Annotated in this window: 12 protein-coding genes and 1 riboswitch; of the genes, 5 read left to right on the top strand and 7 right to left on the bottom strand. The window is 67.3% G+C overall.

Going from position 1 to position 15686, the window contains the following annotated elements; genetic code table 11:
* Positions 1–15 precede the first annotated feature (15 nt).
* Positions 16–1911 (top strand): DEAD/DEAH box helicase, encoded by a 1896-nt coding sequence (locus AC4BCK_RS18685; RefSeq protein ID WP_490566328.1) that lies wholly within the window; start codon positions 16–18, stop codon positions 1909–1911.
* Positions 1912–1999: 88 nt separating this feature from the next.
* Here the strand turns inward: AC4BCK_RS18685 and AC4BCK_RS18680 are convergent, their stop codons facing one another.
* The gene (locus AC4BCK_RS18680) at positions 2000–2650 is read right to left on the bottom strand and encodes an MBL fold metallo-hydrolase (protein WP_364319247.1); all 651 of its coding nucleotides are present in this window, start codon (positions 2648–2650) and stop codon (positions 2000–2002) included.
* A 179-nt stretch (positions 2651–2829) separates the two neighbouring features.
* Here AC4BCK_RS18680 and betT point away from each other — a divergent pair, with 179 nt between their 5' ends.
* The 3 genes from betT to AC4BCK_RS18665 are packed head-to-tail and all read left to right on the top strand — an operon-like array spanning position 2830 to position 8095.
* A complete protein-coding gene (betT, locus tag AC4BCK_RS18675) occupies positions 2830–5013 on the top strand; it encodes a choline BCCT transporter BetT (RefSeq protein ID WP_251420287.1) in 2184 nt (727 codons plus the stop codon).
* A complete protein-coding gene (locus AC4BCK_RS18670) occupies positions 5010–6509 on the top strand; it encodes an aldehyde dehydrogenase family protein (protein WP_174175207.1) in 1500 nt (499 codons plus the stop codon). The genes betT and AC4BCK_RS18670 overlap by 4 nt, the downstream gene beginning before the upstream one ends.
* Positions 6510–6514: 5 nt before the next feature.
* Positions 6515–8095: a GMC family oxidoreductase gene (locus AC4BCK_RS18665; RefSeq protein ID WP_400591695.1), complete on the top strand. Its 1581-nt coding sequence runs from the start codon at positions 6515–6517 to the stop codon at positions 8093–8095.
* Between the two features lie 59 nt (positions 8096–8154).
* Here AC4BCK_RS18665 and AC4BCK_RS18660 read toward each other — a convergent pair whose 3' ends face one another.
* The 3 genes from AC4BCK_RS18660 to pulA all read right to left on the bottom strand — a co-directional run bounded on the left by AC4BCK_RS18660 (position 8155) and on the right by pulA (position 12975).
* The gene (locus AC4BCK_RS18660; RefSeq protein ID WP_490566327.1) at positions 8155–9147 is read right to left on the bottom strand and encodes an aldo/keto reductase; all 993 of its coding nucleotides are present in this window, start codon (positions 9145–9147) and stop codon (positions 8155–8157) included.
* Between the two features lie 64 nt (positions 9148–9211).
* Positions 9212–9850 carry a nucleoside/nucleotide kinase family protein gene (locus AC4BCK_RS18655; RefSeq protein WP_490566326.1) on the bottom strand — a complete coding sequence of 213 codons (639 nt, stop codon included), beginning with the start codon at positions 9848–9850 and terminating at the stop codon, positions 9212–9214.
* Between the two features lie 47 nt (positions 9851–9897).
* Positions 9898–12975 carry a pullulanase-type alpha-1,6-glucosidase gene (pulA, locus tag AC4BCK_RS18650; protein WP_490566325.1) on the bottom strand — a complete coding sequence of 1026 codons (3078 nt, stop codon included), beginning with the start codon at positions 12973–12975 and terminating at the stop codon, positions 9898–9900.
* 194 nt (positions 12976–13169) lie between these two features.
* Here pulA and AC4BCK_RS18645 point away from each other — a divergent pair, with 194 nt between their 5' ends.
* Positions 13170–14222: a LacI family DNA-binding transcriptional regulator gene (locus AC4BCK_RS18645; protein ID WP_174175196.1), complete on the top strand. Its 1053-nt coding sequence runs from the start codon at positions 13170–13172 to the stop codon at positions 14220–14222.
* Here AC4BCK_RS18645 and AC4BCK_RS18640 read toward each other — a convergent pair.
* From AC4BCK_RS18640 to AC4BCK_RS18630, 3 genes are all read right to left on the bottom strand, one after another.
* The gene (locus AC4BCK_RS18640; protein ID WP_251420289.1) at positions 14197–14535 is read right to left on the bottom strand and encodes a DMT family transporter; all 339 of its coding nucleotides are present in this window, start codon (positions 14533–14535) and stop codon (positions 14197–14199) included. The two genes, AC4BCK_RS18645 and AC4BCK_RS18640, sit on opposite strands and share 26 nt — an antisense overlap.
* Positions 14535–14858 carry a DMT family transporter gene (locus AC4BCK_RS18635; RefSeq protein ID WP_251420290.1) on the bottom strand — a complete coding sequence of 108 codons (324 nt, stop codon included), beginning with the start codon at positions 14856–14858 and terminating at the stop codon, positions 14535–14537. The genes AC4BCK_RS18640 and AC4BCK_RS18635 overlap by 1 nt, the downstream gene beginning before the upstream one ends.
* 9 nt (positions 14859–14867) lie before the next feature.
* Positions 14868–14933: riboswitch (guanidine-III (ykkC-III) riboswitch) on the bottom strand.
* Positions 14934–15076: 143 nt separating this feature from the next.
* Positions 15077–15607 (bottom strand): ferritin, encoded by a 531-nt coding sequence (locus AC4BCK_RS18630; protein WP_363939993.1) that lies wholly within the window; start codon positions 15605–15607, stop codon positions 15077–15079.
* Positions 15608–15686 lie beyond the last annotated feature (79 nt).

Here is a 15686-nt window from a genome sequence, read left to right as displayed (position 1 = left end):
AGACCGTATAAATACATGACTACTTTTTCTGCCCTCGGTACACCCAAGGCCCTTGCAGACACCCTCACCGCACAGGGAATCGTTGAACCGTTCCCCATCCAGGTCAAGACCCTCCCGGACACGCTGTCCGGGCGTGACGTCCTGGGCCGCGGCCGGACCGGATCCGGTAAAACCATCGCTTTCGCCATCCCGCTTGTAGCAAGACTCGCTGAGCGGGAAGCCAAGCACTTCCGCAAGCCCGGACGCCCCATGGGCCTGGTCCTGGCGCCCACCCGTGAGCTGGCAACCCAGATCAACGCCACCATCGAGCCGCTGGCCAAGGCCGCCGGCCTGAACACCACCGTGATCTACGGCGGCATCTCCCAGACGCGCCAGGAAAAGGCGCTGCGTGCCGGCGTCGACATCGTCATCGCCTGCCCCGGCCGCCTGGAGGACCTGATCCGCCAGCGCGTCCTCACCCTTGAGGCCGTGGAGATCACGGTCCTGGACGAGGCGGACCACATGGCCGACCTCGGCTTCCTGCCCGTGGTGAAGAAGCTCATGGACATGACCCCCAGCCAGGGCCAGCGCCTGCTCTTCTCCGCAACACTGGACAACGGCGTGGACAAGATCGTCCAGCGCTACCTGTCCAACCCGCTGACCCACTCCGTGGACGATCCGCAGGCCGCGGTCACCACCATGGAGCACCACGTGCTGGTGGTCAACGACCAGACCGTCAAGAAGCAGCTGATCGTTGAGCTTGCCTCCGGTGCAGGCCGCCGCGTACTTTTCATGCGGACCAAGCACCACGCCCGCAAGCTCGCCAAGACCCTGACCGACGCCGGCATCCCCGCCGTCGATCTGCACGGCAACCTGTCGCAGAACGCCCGCGACCGCAACCTGGCCGAGTTCTCCTCCGGTGACGTCCGCGTCCTGGTGGCCACGGACGTCGCAGCCCGCGGCGTGCACGTGGACGACGTCGAACTGGTCATCCACGTCGACCCGCCCACCGAGCACAAGGCGTACCTGCACCGCTCGGGCCGTACCGCCCGCGCCGGTTCCGACGGCACCGTGGTCACGCTGACCCTCCCGGAGCAGCAGACCGACGTCAAGAAGCTGATGAAGGCCGCCGGCGTCGAGGTCAACTTCGAGCGCGTCACCGCGAGCTCCCCGCTGGTTGCAGAACTGGTGGGCGAAATGGCCGAGAAGATCGATCCGCGCACCCGCGCAGCGCTGCTGGCCAAGAAGGCCGCACAGCAGGGCGGCGGCACCTCCACCGGTGCCAACGCCGAGCGCAAGCGGGCCCGCCGCCAGGCCGCACCCACTGCAGGTGGACGTGGCGGACGCGGTGGACGCGGCCGGGTTTCGGCTGAGCCCACCCGCACCGACCTTCCCCGCGCCGAGCGCCGTGCCGTCGCTTTTGAAGGCCGGACCGAAGCCCGGGCAGCTTTCGACCGGGTAGCTGAGCAGAACGAGGACCGCGCAGTGGCGGCAGCAGCTGCCCGCCGCAACAACCGCGGACGCGGCACGGCCTCCACGCACCGCAACGACGTCCCCGCGTCAGGTGGCCGTGCATCGGCTGGCCGCGGTTCGGACGGGCGTGCAGAGTCACGCGTCACCCGCAGTGACGCCCCGCGTGGCGGCACCGGCCGCCCGGCTTCCTCAGGGCGCCCGGCTGCTTCCGGCGGCCAGCGCAGCGGTCGCCCCGCAACGGGCCAGCGTGCAGCAGCAGGTGCAGGTGCCCGGACCGGTGGCGCCCGCTCCGCCGGTGCAGCTTCGGCCGGCGGCGGCAACAAGGCCGTCTGGTCCTCCAACACCGGCGGCACCTCCGGCGGATCCTACGCCGGCAACGGCGGCGGTTCCGGCCGTCCCGCCCGCAGCGGTCCCCGCCGCGCATCGGCCCCGGCGTCCAACGAACGGCGCAGCCGCTAATCCCCACTAGTTCCCCCATCGAGTGCTCCGTAGTTGTCCTTTAGACGCGTCATAAAGACAACTACGGAGCACTCGATGCGTTTAACGGCTACCAGCCGCGGGCACGCCACTCGTCGAGGTGGGGCCGTTCGGCCCCCAGCGTTGTCGGCTTGCCATGGCCCGGGTGCACCACGGTGTCATCCGGGTAGGCCCCGAACAGCCGCTCGCTCACATCGGTGAGGAGCTGGTTGAACCGCTCCGGGTCCTTCTGGGTGTTGCCCACACCCCCGGGGAACAGCGAATCACCGGAGAAGATGTGCACGGGTCCTTCCGGTGCCTCATAAACAAAGGCAATCGAGCCGGGCGTGTGACCGCGCAGGTGGACCGCCGTCAGCGAAAACCCGTCCACGGCGACCGTATCCCCGTGCTCCAAGTTCCGGTCCACCGCAACCGGCAGCGCGCCGGCGTCGTCCGTTCCTGCAGCGGTGGGGGCGCCGGTGGCCTCCACGAGCTCCTTCAACGCCCGGACATGGTCCCAGTGCTGGTGCGTGGTGGCGACCAATCCCAACCGCGGGGCCGCGGACGTGTCCGCGGCACTGTCTGCCAGCAGCTGCCGGATGGCCGGCGCATCGTCCGCTGCGTCGATCAGCACCTGTTCGCCGCTGGCTTTGGCAGTCAGCAGGTACACGTTGTTGTCCATCTCGCTGACCGAAATCCGGCGGATGGTGATGTCACGGAGGTCGTGAATGAGTGAGTCCATGGGCTTCAGTCTGGACTAGTGACCGGACTCATAAAAGTCGGCCCTTCGGGAAACGGCTTGGTAGCGTCGAAAACCAAGCCACAGTCACTCATGGTGCGGGCTGGGGTCTTTCGGCGGTGTCCGAAAGCCAATTAGCCGACGTCGTCCGCACCACAGCCTCAAAACTGGAATGGGACACGATGAGCCACAACGCAACGCCACCCGCGGCCACCGCGGGAGTAAAAAACGCTGATCCACAGTCGCAGCAACCACCGGGCGGGAAGAACTCCCCGGCCGCCGACGCCGGCCCCGAAGCCACCACCCGGGTGAACAAAGCCGTGTTCTTCGGCTCCGCTTTCGGGGTGCTCGGCATCGCCGTGTGGGCCATTGTTGCCAAGGACAACGCAGAAGCCGTGATCGGATCCATGGTGGGCTGGGTGTCCACCAACATGGGCTGGTACTACTTCCTGATCGTCACCGCGGTAGTGGTCTTCGTCCTGTTCGCCGCAGTATCCCGTGTGGGCAGGACCAAGCTGGGCCCGGACCATTCCAAACCGCAGTTCGGAATGTTCACCTGGGCGGCCATGCTGTTCGCGGCCGGAATCGGCATCGACCTGATGTTCTTCTCCGTTTCCGAACCCGTCAGCCAGTACCTGGCGCCCCCGCAAGGGGAAGGCGGAACCGCCGAGGCCGCCCGGCAGGCTCTCGTATGGACGCTGTTCCACTACGGCATCACGGGCTGGGCCCTGTACGCCCTGATGGGACTGGCGCTGGGCTACTTCTCCTACCGCCACAACCTGCCGCTGAGCATCAGGTCCGCGCTGTACCCCATCTTCGGGAAGAAGATCGAAGGCCCGATGGGGCATGCGGTGGATATCGCCGCGCTGCTCGGCACCATCTTTGGCATCGCCACCTCACTGGGCATCGGCGTCGTGCAGCTCAACTACGGGCTCAACTTCATGTTCGGCATCCCGGAGAACCTTGCCGTGCAGATCGGCCTGATCGCCCTGTCCGTGGTGATGGCCACTGTGTCCGTGGTGTCCGGCGTGGAAAAGGGCATCCGGCGGCTTTCGGAACTCAACGTGATCCTGGCCGTGGCCCTGATGCTGTTCATCCTCGCCACCGGCAAGACGAACTTCCTGCTGGACGGGATCGTCCAGAACATCGGTGACGTGGTGAGCCGTTTCCCCGCCATGACCCTGGATACGTTTGCCTATGACAAGCCCACAGAGTGGATGAACGCGTGGACCCTGTTCTTCTGGGCATGGTGGATTGCGTGGGCGCCCTTCGTGGGCCTGTTCCTGGCCCGCATCTCCCGCGGCCGCACCATCCGGCAGTTCGTGCTGGGCACCATGACGGTCCCCTTCCTCTTCATCGTGCTGTGGATCTCCATCTTCGGAAACTCCAGCCTCGACCTGGTCATGGGCGGCAACATGGCCTTCGGCGACGCTGCCATGAGCCATCCGGAACGTGGCTTCTACAGCCTCCTGGCTGAGTACCCGGCTGTCCCCCTCACAGCGGCGGTAGCAACATTCACGGGCCTGCTGTTCTATGTGACATCGGCGGACTCCGGCGCCCTGGTGATGTCCAACTTCACCTCACACCTGAAGGACGCGGACTCCGACGGCCCTGAGTGGATGCGCGTGTTCTGGGCTGTGGCCACCGGGCTGCTGACCCTGGCCATGCTCACGGTCGGCGGGGTCACCACGCTGCAGAATGCCACGATCGTCATGGGCCTTCCGCTGTCCCTGCTGCTGGTGTTCATCATGCTGGGCCTCTACAAGGCCCTCCGGGTGGAGAACTCGCTCAACGACAGCTACCGCGCCAGCCTGCCCGGCATCATCACGGGCCGCTCCAGCGACCTGCGCGGAGGACGCACCTGGCGGCAACGGCTCAGCCGCGCCATGAGCTACCCAGGGCGGAGGCAGACCATCCGGTTCGCTGAAACGGTGGCCGTCCCGGCACTGCAGGAAGTTGAAGCCGAACTCAAAGCACAGGGTGCGGAGACCGCGCTGACCGTCACCACCGTGGAGCCCTGCGGCATCCGCAGCATCGACCTGCAGCTGCCCATGGGCGAGGAGCGGGCCTTCAAATACCAGATCTACCCGGTGCAGTACGAGACGCCCAGCTATGCCACGCGCAGAGCTGATCCGGACGACCACTACTACCGCATGGAGGTGTTCTCCCAGGAGGGCAGCTACGGCTACGACCTCATGGGCTACACCAAGGAACAGGTCATCACGGACGTCCTGGACCACTACGAACAGCACCTTGAATTCCTGCACCTGAACCGTGCAGCCCCCGGAAACACCGTCCTGGTTGAGGACCAGGTGGCAAAAGACAACTGGGAATCCGACTTCGACATGCAGGAGGAAACGAAATGAGCAAGGCAACGCTTTACATCGGCGGGAGCTGGACCGCAGCGTCCGACGGCGGCACCCGGGACATCCATTGCCCGGCCGACGGCGGACTCGTGGGGTCTGTCTCGGAGGGGACCGCCGCGGATGCGGACCGTGCCGTGGAGGCGGCGAGGGCTGCCTTCGACTGCGGCGAGTGGTCCGGGAAATCAGCCCTGGAGCGGGGCACCTTCCTGGTCAGCGTCGCCACCCGGCTGCGGGAGCGCAAGGACGAGTTTGCCCGTGCCGAGACGCTGGACACCGGCAAGCGCCTGGTGGAAAGCGAGATCGACATGGACGACATCGCCAACTGCTTTGAGTACTTCGGCAAGCTTGCCGGCCAGGATTCAGGCCGCGTGGTGGATGCCGGCAGCGCCACGGTGGTGAGCCGGATCGAATACGAGCCCGTTGGCGTGTGCTCGCTGATCGCCCCGTGGAACTACCCGCTGCTGCAGGCCGCCTGGAAGATCGCCCCTGCGCTCGCCGCGGGCTGCAGCTTCGTCCTCAAGCCCAGCGAGCTGACCCCGCACACCTCCATCCTGATGATGGAGGTCCTTGCGGAGCTGGGACTGCCCGACGGCGTCGCGAACCTTGTGCTGGGCGACGGCAGGACCGTGGGCCCCGTCCTTTCCGGCCATCCGGAGGTGGACCTGGTGTCCTTCACCGGCGGCCTGGAAACCGGCAAGGCCATCGCCGCCTCGGCGGCAGCGTCGGTCAAGAAGGTGGCGCTGGAGCTGGGCGGCAAGAACCCCAACATCGTCTTCGCGGACGCCAATTTCGACGCCGCCCTGGACAACGCCCTCAACGCCGCGTTCGTCCATTCCGGCCAGGTCTGCTCGGCCGGCGCCCGGCTGATTGTGGAGGAGTCCATCGCGGAGAGGTTCGTGGATGAACTGGTGCGCCGCGCGCAGCAGATCCGCCTCGGCGGCCCGTTCGACCCGGACGCCGAGACCGGCCCGCTGATTTCCGCCGCCCACCGCGACAAGGTCACCGCTTACGTCGAGAAGGGCATTGCCGAGGGCGCCCGGCTGCGCTGCGGCGGTGCGTGGGGCGAAGGCGAACTCGAGAAGGGCTTCTACTACCTGCCCACCGTCCTGGACCAGGTCAAGAGCGGCATGTCCGTGGTGGTGGACGAGGCCTTCGGCCCCGTGGTCACCGTGGAAACCTTCACCTCCGAGGCGGAAGCCGTAAAACTGGGCAACGACACCCACTACGGCCTGGCCGGTGCCGTCTGGTCCCAGGACGCCGGCAAGTCCCAGCGTGTGGCCCGGGCATTGCGCCACGGGACCATCTGGATCAACGATTTCCACCCCTACCTGCCGCAGGCGGAATGGGGCGGGTTCGGCCAGTCCGGCGTCGGCCGTGAACTGGGGCCCACGGGCCTGGCCGAGTACCAGGAAGCCAAGCACGTCTACCAGAACATCGATCCGCAGGTGACCGGCTGGTTCGCGGACCACGCCGCCGCACCTGCAGGGAGGAACTAAGGCACATGGCAGCAAAGACGGAATTCGACTACATCGTGATCGGCGGCGGCTCCGCCGGGGCCGCCGTGGCGTCACGCCTGAGCGAGGACCCGGCCGTGGAGGTGGCCCTGGTGGAAGCCGGGCCCGATGACCGGAACCTTCCCGAGATCCTGCAGCTGGACCGCTGGATGGAGCTGCTGGAATCCGGCTACGACTGGGACTACCCCATCGAGGAGCAGGAAAACGGCAACTCCTTCATGCGCCACGCCCGGGCCAGGGTCATGGGCGGCTGCTCCAGCCACAACTCCTGCATCGCGTTCTGGGCGCCCCGCGAGGACATCGACGAGTGGGAGCAGAAGTTCGGCGCCACCGGGTGGAACTCGGACCTGGCCTTCCGTCTGTTCAAGCAGCTGGAAACCAACGAGGACGCCGGCCCCGACGCACCTCACCACGGCGACAGCGGACCGGTGCACCTGATGAACGTCCCGGCGTCGGACCCTACGGGCCGGGCCATGCTGGAAGCCTGCGAACAGTCCGGCATTCCGAAGGCGCAGTTCAACACCGGGGAAACGGTGATTAACGGTGCTGGATTCTTCCAGATCAACCGCCGCGCGGACGGTACCCGCTCCTCCAGCTCGGTGTCCTACATCCACCCGATCATGGACCGCGGGAACTTCACGCTCCTGACCGGGCTGCGCGCCAAGGAACTCACCTTCGACGCCGCCAACCGCTGCACCGGCGTCGCAGTGGTGGACAACGGATTCGCCAGGACGCATGAGCTCACGGCGCGGGCCGAGGTGATCGTTTCCACCGGAGCCATCGATTCCCCCAAGCTGCTGATGCTTTCGGGCATCGGCCCGGCCGCCCAGCTGGAGGAATTCGGCATCCCTGTCCGCGTGGACTCACCGGGGGTCGGCGAGCACCTGCAGGACCACCCCGAGGGTGTCATCCAGTGGGAGGCCAGGCAGCCCATGACGGAGACGTCCACGCAGTGGTGGGAGGCCGGCATTTTCACCGCCACGGAGGAAGGCCTGGACCGGCCCGACCTGATGTTCCACTACGGCTCGGTGCCGTTCGACATGCACACGCTGCGGCAGGGTTTCCCCACCACGGAGAACGGCTTCTGCCTCACGCCCAACGTCACGCATGCCCGCAGTCGAGGAACCGTGAAACTGCGCAGCAAGGACTTCCGGGACAAGCCCAGGGTGGACCCCCGCTACTTCACCGACGCGGACGGCCACGACATGCGTGTGATGATCGCCGGCATCCGCAAGGCCCGCGAAATTGCCGCGCAGCCGGCGCTGGCTGACTGGGTGGGAACCGAGCTGTACCCCGGCCCGGACATCCAGACCGATGAGGAGATCACCGACTACATCCGGAAGACCCACAACACCGTGTACCACCCCGCCGGGACGGTCCGGATGGGCGCGGCCGACGACGGGATGTCACCGCTGGATCCCGAACTGCGCGTCAAGGGGGTCACCGGGCTGAGGGTGGCTGACGCGTCCGTCATGCCGGAGCTGACCACCGTGAACCCCAACATCACCACCATGATGATCGGCGAACGCTGTGCCGAGCTGGTCCGGGAAGCACGTTCCGCCTCCTGACCTGACGCGTGCCGACGGGCGGCCCCCTGCGGGGCCGCCCTTCGGCGTCGTGTGAGGCTTTATTCGCGCCCTTCGGACACCCACGTGGGATCGGCTGAGCGGGAACCGACGACGGCGTCCGACGCTTCGCCGAGCGCGTCCAGGTGCGCCGGGGCCAGTTCCAGGTCCAGGGCGCCGAGGTTCTCGTCGATCCGGTGTGCTTTGCGGGTGCCGGGGATGGGGACGACGGGCAGCCCCAGTCTCCTGCCCTGCGCGAGCAGCCAGGCGAGGGCAACCTGCGCGGGCGTCGCGCCCAGGCTGACCGCCACGGCCTGCACCGTGTCCACTACCGCCCGGTTGGCGCCGGCGGCATCGGGTGCGAAGCGGGGGATCCGGCGGCGGAAGTCCTTCTCGCCCAGGCTGGAGGCGTCCACGGTGCCGGTGAGGAATCCCCGGCCCAGCGGCGAGTACGGCACAAAACCGGTTCCCAGGGCGGCAGCGGCAGGAACGACGTTGCGTTCCACGTCACGGCTCCAGATGGACCACTCGCTCTGGACCGCCGCAATGGGGTGCACGGCGGTGGCTTCCTCCAGCTCCTGGGCCGTTACTTCGGACAGCCCCAGGTGCCTGATTTTGCCCTGCTGCACCAGCTCCGCCATGGCTCCCACGGTTTCCGTCAGGGGAACGCGGAGGTCGCGGCGGTGCATGTAGTAGAGGTCGATCACGTCTGTGCCCAGCCGGTGCAGGCTGCGGTCCACGGCCTGGCGGATGTAGGCGGCGTCGCCGCGGATGTCCGTGTAGCCGTCCGCCGGCGTGCCCACCAGCCCGAACTTGGTGGCCAGCTGGACCTCGTCCCGCCGCTCTTTCAGAAGCTGGGCGACCAGTTCCTCGTTGCTGCCCCCGCCGTAGATGTCCGCAGTGTCGATGAAGGTGACACCGGAGTCGACGGCGTGGTGCAGCGTGCGGAGCGCGTCCTCCTGGTCCACCTCCCCGTACACGGGCGTCAGGGCCATGCCGCCGAAGCCGAGCGGGCTGGCAGTGAGTCCGTCTCCGAGGGTTACTACGTGTGCCATCAGTTCTCCTGGTTCCTCGCCGTGACCGGCGCCGTTTCGAGATGCCGTTGGTAGTGGCAACTTCCTAGTGCCAGGGAATAATCCTGCTGGCCGCCGGACGGGTGGCCTCGATCAGCACGGCGTTGGCCTGGTCCGGGCCGGCTGCCCACGCTTCCGCCGCGGCCCGTTCCATTCCGAATGAGATGTGCCGTTCCACCAGCCGGTTCAGCCGCAGCGCCGGGGATACATCGACAAACCAGACCTCATCCAGCTGCGCCCGGATGTCCTTCCACGGTTCCTGCTCAAACAACAGGTAGTTGCCTTCCGTGATCACCAGAGGGACTTCCGCGGGAATGGCGATGGAGGCCGCCACCGGTTCATCGAGGGTGCGGCGGAACTCCGGCGCGTATACCACTGCCTCGTCCCGCCGCACCAGGCGGCGCAGCAGCGAAAGGTACCCGCCGGCGTCGAACGTGTCGATGGCCCCCTTGCGCTGCCGCAGCGGCGTGCCCTCAATGATGGTGTTGCCCAGGTGGAAACCGTCCATGGGCACCACCACCGCCTCACCGGGCCCGAACTGCTGCTGCAGCCAGGCAGCGAACGTGGACTTTCCGGCGCCCGGTGCCCCCGCGATGCCCAGCAGTATCCGCCGCCCGACACCCGGCGCGCCGCGAACGGCATGGCGCAGCCCGGCGACGGCTGCGGAGATCTCGGGGGAGTCCATGGCAAAAGCCTAGACTGCCCGGGAAACCGTTGGGCTGCCTCGCGGGCCTAGCCGAGCTGGAACACCGCCACGGTGCGGGCCGGAACGGTGAAGGTTCCGGTCGCGGGATCGTGCGCGGCCGTCTTGACCACAGGATCGGTGCCGCCGGACTGGACCGGGTGCAGGCCGTAGGACGCGCCTGCCGTGGCGGCCACCGTCTGGCTGACTGTGTCATCGGCGGCGTTGAAGACCACCACCAGCCCGCGCAGGTCCTTGTCCACATCCGGGCCCACGGAGTCGTCGATGTGCATGACCACCACGCCCGGAGCCTGTCCGGGACCGCCGTCGGGGAAGGACACCTTCTGCTGGACCAAACCGGCCTCGCCGAGGTGGAACAGCGGCGTGCTCTTGCGGATCTGCAGGAGCTCAGCAGCCCGGCCGCGCGCCTCAGCGATGTCGCTGGTGGCCGGCTTCTGTGAGGGGTCTGCCAGCAGCGGGCGCATGTAGCCGTACTTGTCCTCATTGTCCGCCTTGGGCGGCAGTCCCCGGCCGAAGCCATTGGTGCCGTCCGTGTGGTCCATGATGTTGAACCAGTCGCCCGAATCGTAGCTGTTGCGGTCCAGGGACTTGCTGCGCAGCGCTTCGCCGCCCGCGTGCCAGAAGGAGATGCCCTGGCCAAAGGCCGTGGTGCTGAGGGCAAGCGTCTGCATCCGGGTCCGCTCCGCCATGGGGGTGTCCTGCGGCAGCTTCAGCGCAAGGGCGTCGAAGAGCGTCTCGTTGTCATGGGCCTCCACATAGGTGACGGCCTCCTGCGGGTCGCTCGTATAGCCTGCGGGAGCACCGTTGTACGGCACGTCCGCCCCCGTGACGGTGGCGCCGGTGCGGTCCACGAAGGAGTAGTCCTTCAGATTGCCTGTCAGCCCCACCTTCACCAGGTCCTGGGCCAGCAGGAGTGCTTCCTTCTGCTGTTCCGGGGTCCCGTTGGCAGGGGAGCTGTTCGGGTCCGTATAGAGTCCGGACGCGAAACCCTGGACCCGGGGGTCGGGGTCGAAGGGGCCGCCGCCGCGCACGGCATCGCGCAGGCGGTCGTTGAAGGTGCCGATGCCGGTGCCGGCCATGTTTTCCTGGGTGGCCTGGACGAACCGGGCGTTGTTGGCCACCTCGCCGAAGTTCCAGCCCTCCCCGTACAGGGTGATGGCCTTGCCGTCCACGCCGTCCTTGGACAGGGTCAGCTGGTCCAGGGCCGCCCGGACGTCCAGCATGTTCTGCTTCGAGTGGTGGCCCATGAGGTCAAAGCGGAAGCCGTCCAGCTTGTACGTCCTGGCAAGCGTCACCAGGGAATCGATCATGAGCTTGCCCATCATGGTGTTCTCGGTTGCCGTGTTGGCGCAGCAGGTGGACGTCTCAAGGGACCCGGTGCCGGGGTTCAGGCGGTGGTAGTAGCCCGGAACGATGCGGTCCAGGTTGTTGCTCCCGGACTGTCCGGCACTCGAGGTGTGGTTGTAGACCACGTCCTGGATGACCCGCGCGCCGGAGGTATTCAGGGCAGCCACCATCTCGCGGAATTCGGTGATCCTGGTGGCGCCGTCGGGATTGGTGGCATAGGAGCCCTCCGGTGTTGTGTAGTGCAGGGGATCGTAGCCCCAGTTGAACCCGTCCCTGGCTGCAGTCTCCGCGACGCAGGCCTGCTGCTCCTCCGAATCCGCGGGCAGGGCGGCGAGGTCGCAGGCCGGTTCGAGCTGCTCGCTGCGCCGTTCCTCGATGGTGCCGATGTCATTGACCGGGAGCAGGTGGACTGCGTTCATCCCGGCGTCCGTAAGCTCGCGGAGGCGCTGCATGCCGTTGCTGTCGGTGTCCGTGAAGGCCTTGTAGGTTCCCCGGTGCGCCTCCGGCACGGTCTCATCCGTGATGGAGAAATCGCGGACGTGGAGTTCGTAGAGGGAGAGGTCCTCGGGCTTGGTGAGGGTCGGTTTCTGCAGCTTCTTCCAGCCCTCGGGGGCCAGCGCCTTGTCCTCCAGGTCCACGAAGAGGCTGCGCCCGGAGTTGGCGGACAGGCCCACGCTGTAGGGGTCGGTGACCAGGTTCCGTTCAACCTTGCCGGTTTCCGGAACAAAGACCTCCACCTCGTACAGGTAGTAGGCGCCCTTCCAGTCCTTCTCTCCGGTCATGGACCAGACGCCGTCCCGGGACGGTTCCATGGGGCGGCTGGAGACGGGGTCGCCGCCGGAGCCTGATGCGTAGGTGTGGATGGTGACGCTGCGCGCCGTGGGCGCCCACAGGGAAAGCTCCGGCCGGTTGCCCTTCCAGCCCAGCCCGAGTTCACGCCCCGCCGCGTCCTGGTAGAGAGCGTCCAGGACCCCGGGGACCTGGACTCCGGTGGCGGCGGTGACCTGGCCGTCCGCACCGACGGCGGCAACGAGCAGCTGGCCCTTCAGCAGTTCCTTGGCCCGCGCTGCGTCGCCTTCGGCCAGCCGCAGGGAGGCGAATCCGGAGAGGTGGGGATACTTGGCTGCCAGTCCCGCATCCAAGGTCTGGTTCGTCTTCTCAAGTGGTACGTAGCTGCCGCCGGTGACCTGGCCGTCCGCCACAGCCAGGCCGCCGTCGGGCGCGCTGTAAAGCCGGTAGGTGGTTCCCTCCGCCGCCGGCGCCTGCCACGCGATGGTGTCCGCCGACAACCAGTGCGCGCCAGCCTCGGCGCCGAGGGCATCGGGGACATTGTCCGTGAGGGTGTGGCTGGCGTGGTCGTAGGTAAAGGTCACAGGCCCGCCCGGGGCGTTGAGCACCAGGTCGCCGCCGCCGGCAGCGCCGCCTGCGCCGTAGTTTTCATCCCATGAATTGTTCAGGGCAACCTTCATCCCGTAGGTGCCCGCAGGGATATCGAACGTGGCGCGGTAGAGCGAGGCGGAGCCCTCCACCGGCTGCAGCCTGCTGGCCGCGCAGTCGGGTTGCCAGTCCCCGGGGCAGCCGATCTCGGACTGCAGCGAACCGACGAGGGCCACGGCCTGCGGCACAGCGGTGTGGTCCGCGGAGGCCGGGAGGGCGAGGCCGCCCAGCGCCAGGGGAGTGGCGCAGGCTGCCGCCAGGGCGGCTGCCAGTTTTCTGTTGAGCGCAGGCGGTGGCCCGGCCGGTAGGGATTTGTGGGACATGGAAGACCTTCCTTGGAAACGCCCCGAACGGCAACGGTGGGGAGCGGGGTGTCCCAAGAGCCTAAGTTTCGCCTCCTACGCACGTCAACGGTTTGCTGAAAATTTCACGCTTTGTTTTCATGCCACGTGTACTCCTGTGTCCGTACACTGGGAAGCACGAGACCTCCGGAATGCTGTTCCGGCGAAGGAGCACCATGAGTATGACCGGGAGCGGGACGGAAACCGCCGCGGCCGAGCGGCCGAAACTGGAAGACCTTGCACGGAAGGTCGGCGTCAGCATCGCCACGGTGTCCCGGGTGGTCAATGGGCGGAAAGGCGTGTCCCGGGAGGTGCGCCAGGCCGTTCTCGCTGCCATGGACGATCTCGGGTACGAGCGGCCCGACCGCACCCGCAGCGCAGCCAGGGGGCAGGTGGGAATCATTGTCCCCGACCTCACCAACCCGATTTTCCCGGCCATCGCCCAGGCGGTGGTCTCCCTCCTCTCCCAGGAGGATTTCATCCCCGTTATCTGTGCGCTGCCCGGCGGAGGCCGTTCAGAGGACGAGTACATCGAGATGCTCGTGGCGCAGGGGGCAGCCGGCATCATCTTCATCTGCAGCGCCCACGCGGACGGCCAGGCCAGCCTGGAGCGCTACCACCGGCTGCGCGGCCGGGGCATCCCGTACGTCCTGGTCAACGGCCCCCGCCCTGAGCTCGGGGCGGCCTCGGTGTCCAATGACGACGCCGCCGCGATCAGGACGGCGGTCCAGCACCTGGCCAGCCTGGGACACCGGAAGGTGGGGCTTGCAGTCGGCCCGCACCGCTTCATTCCCAGCCGGCAGAAACTGGCAGGTTTCCGGACCGCGCTTGCGGACTATCTGGGCGTCGACGATCCCGCACCCCACACGGCCACGAGCATGTACACGGTGGAGGGCGGCCAGAGCGCGGCCAACGAGCTCCTTGACTCCGGCCACACGGCGATCGTGTGTGCATCCGACGTCATGGCGCTGGGGGCCATCCGCGCGGCACGGGCCAGGGGGCTGCGGGTGCCTGAGGACGTATCCATCGTGGGCTTTGACGACTCGACTCTGATGGCCCTCACAGATCCGCCGCTGACGACGCTCCGCCAGCCGGCCGCCGCGATCGCCCACGCTGCAGTCCATGCGCTCGCAGCCGAAATGGCCGGTGAGCAGTCCACGCGCTCGCCGGTGGTCCTGGGGTCCGACCTTGTCCTGAGGGGTTCTACCGGTCCTGCGGCAGCGCCTTGAGGCCGGCGGCGCAGCCAACGATCCCGGCAATGAACACAACCTTCAGCACGCTGAACGGCTCCACGCCGGTGGCCATCGCCCAGCCCACCGTCAGCGCGGCGCCGATGCCCACCCACACGGCGTAGGCGCTGCCCAGCGGAATGGTGCGGATGGCCCAGCCCAGGCCCAGCATGCTCAGGGTTGCCGTCACGGCGAAAACAAGGGTGGGGACGGGCTGGCTGAACCCGTTGGACAGTCCCAGCGCGGTGGCCCATACGGCTTCGAGGACGGCCGAGGCCAGCAGCACCAGCCAGGGGAGCGAACGCCGCAGCATTACGCCACCACCTTCAGGCCAACCACGCACACAGCGATGCCGGACAGCAGGAGGAGGCGCGCCGCCGTGGGGCGTTCCGCCTTGGTGACGATGGCGTAGGCGGAGGTCAGCACCACGCCCACCCCGACCCACACTGCGTAGGCGGTACCGGTGGGGATGGACTGCATCGCGATGGCCAGGCCGCCCGTGCTCGCGGCGACAGAGACCAGGAAGAGCGCGGCGGGGGCGAGGCGCTTCCGCCCCGAAGCCTGGAAAGCGCGGTGCAGGGATGCGGCCCAGACTGCCTCGAGCGCCCCGGAGAGAAGAAGTATTAACCACGACATGGCAGATCCTTTGGCCAGTCTTGTCGCGTTCCGGGTACTGAACCGTCGTCCGGAGGCCCAGGTGCGGAGCCTTGGTTTCCAGAGTAGCAACGCACGACGGCGGCGGGCAGGTTTGGTGCCCAACCTCACCAGGTGCCCTCCCGCCCAACTAGGTAGCAGCAGATGCTCTTTTGGGGGCTCAATCCGACATCTGCTGCGACCCAGTTGGGCCGCGGCGGTTAGAGCGCCCCGCCGGCAGCCTCGGGGGCGGAGGTGTCCCGGCCGCCGTCGCCGATGGTTTCGCGGGCAATGAAGTTCTCGATGTCGAACAGGTTGTCCGCGCGCTCTGCGATGTTCAGCAGGGTGGTCATGGACGCCACTTCCTCCACCTGCTCCTTCAGGAACCACAGCATGAACTGCTCGCCCAGGGCATCGTTTTCGCCGCGGGCAGCCCGGAACAGGTCCTCGATGTTGCGGGTGACTTCCTTTTCCTGCTGAAGTGCCAGGGCCAGCGGCTCGGTGACGGAGGCAAAGTCGTTCCGGACAGCCGGAACGCCGGGAATGGTGAAGGGGATGTCCCGGTCAAGCATGTACTGCACCATCATCATGGCGTGGTTCCGTTCCTCCACGGACTGGCGGTAGAAGTAGCGCGCCAGCTGGGGGAGGTCCTGGTTGGCGAACCAGGTGGCCACGGCAATGTACTGCTGCGACGCGGTGAACTCGTTGCCGATCTGGGTGGACAGGAGCGCATTGAACGATGAAGTGGTCATAGCCCGAGTCTAGGGACGGCCCGGATGGGCCACCAGTGTGGAAAGGCTCTGCTTCTGCAAGGCAAGGCTGCCCTGTGGC

The organism is Pseudarthrobacter sp. As-47 (genome assembly GCF_058215595.1).
This window is presented reverse-complemented; position numbering and strand designations above follow the sequence as displayed.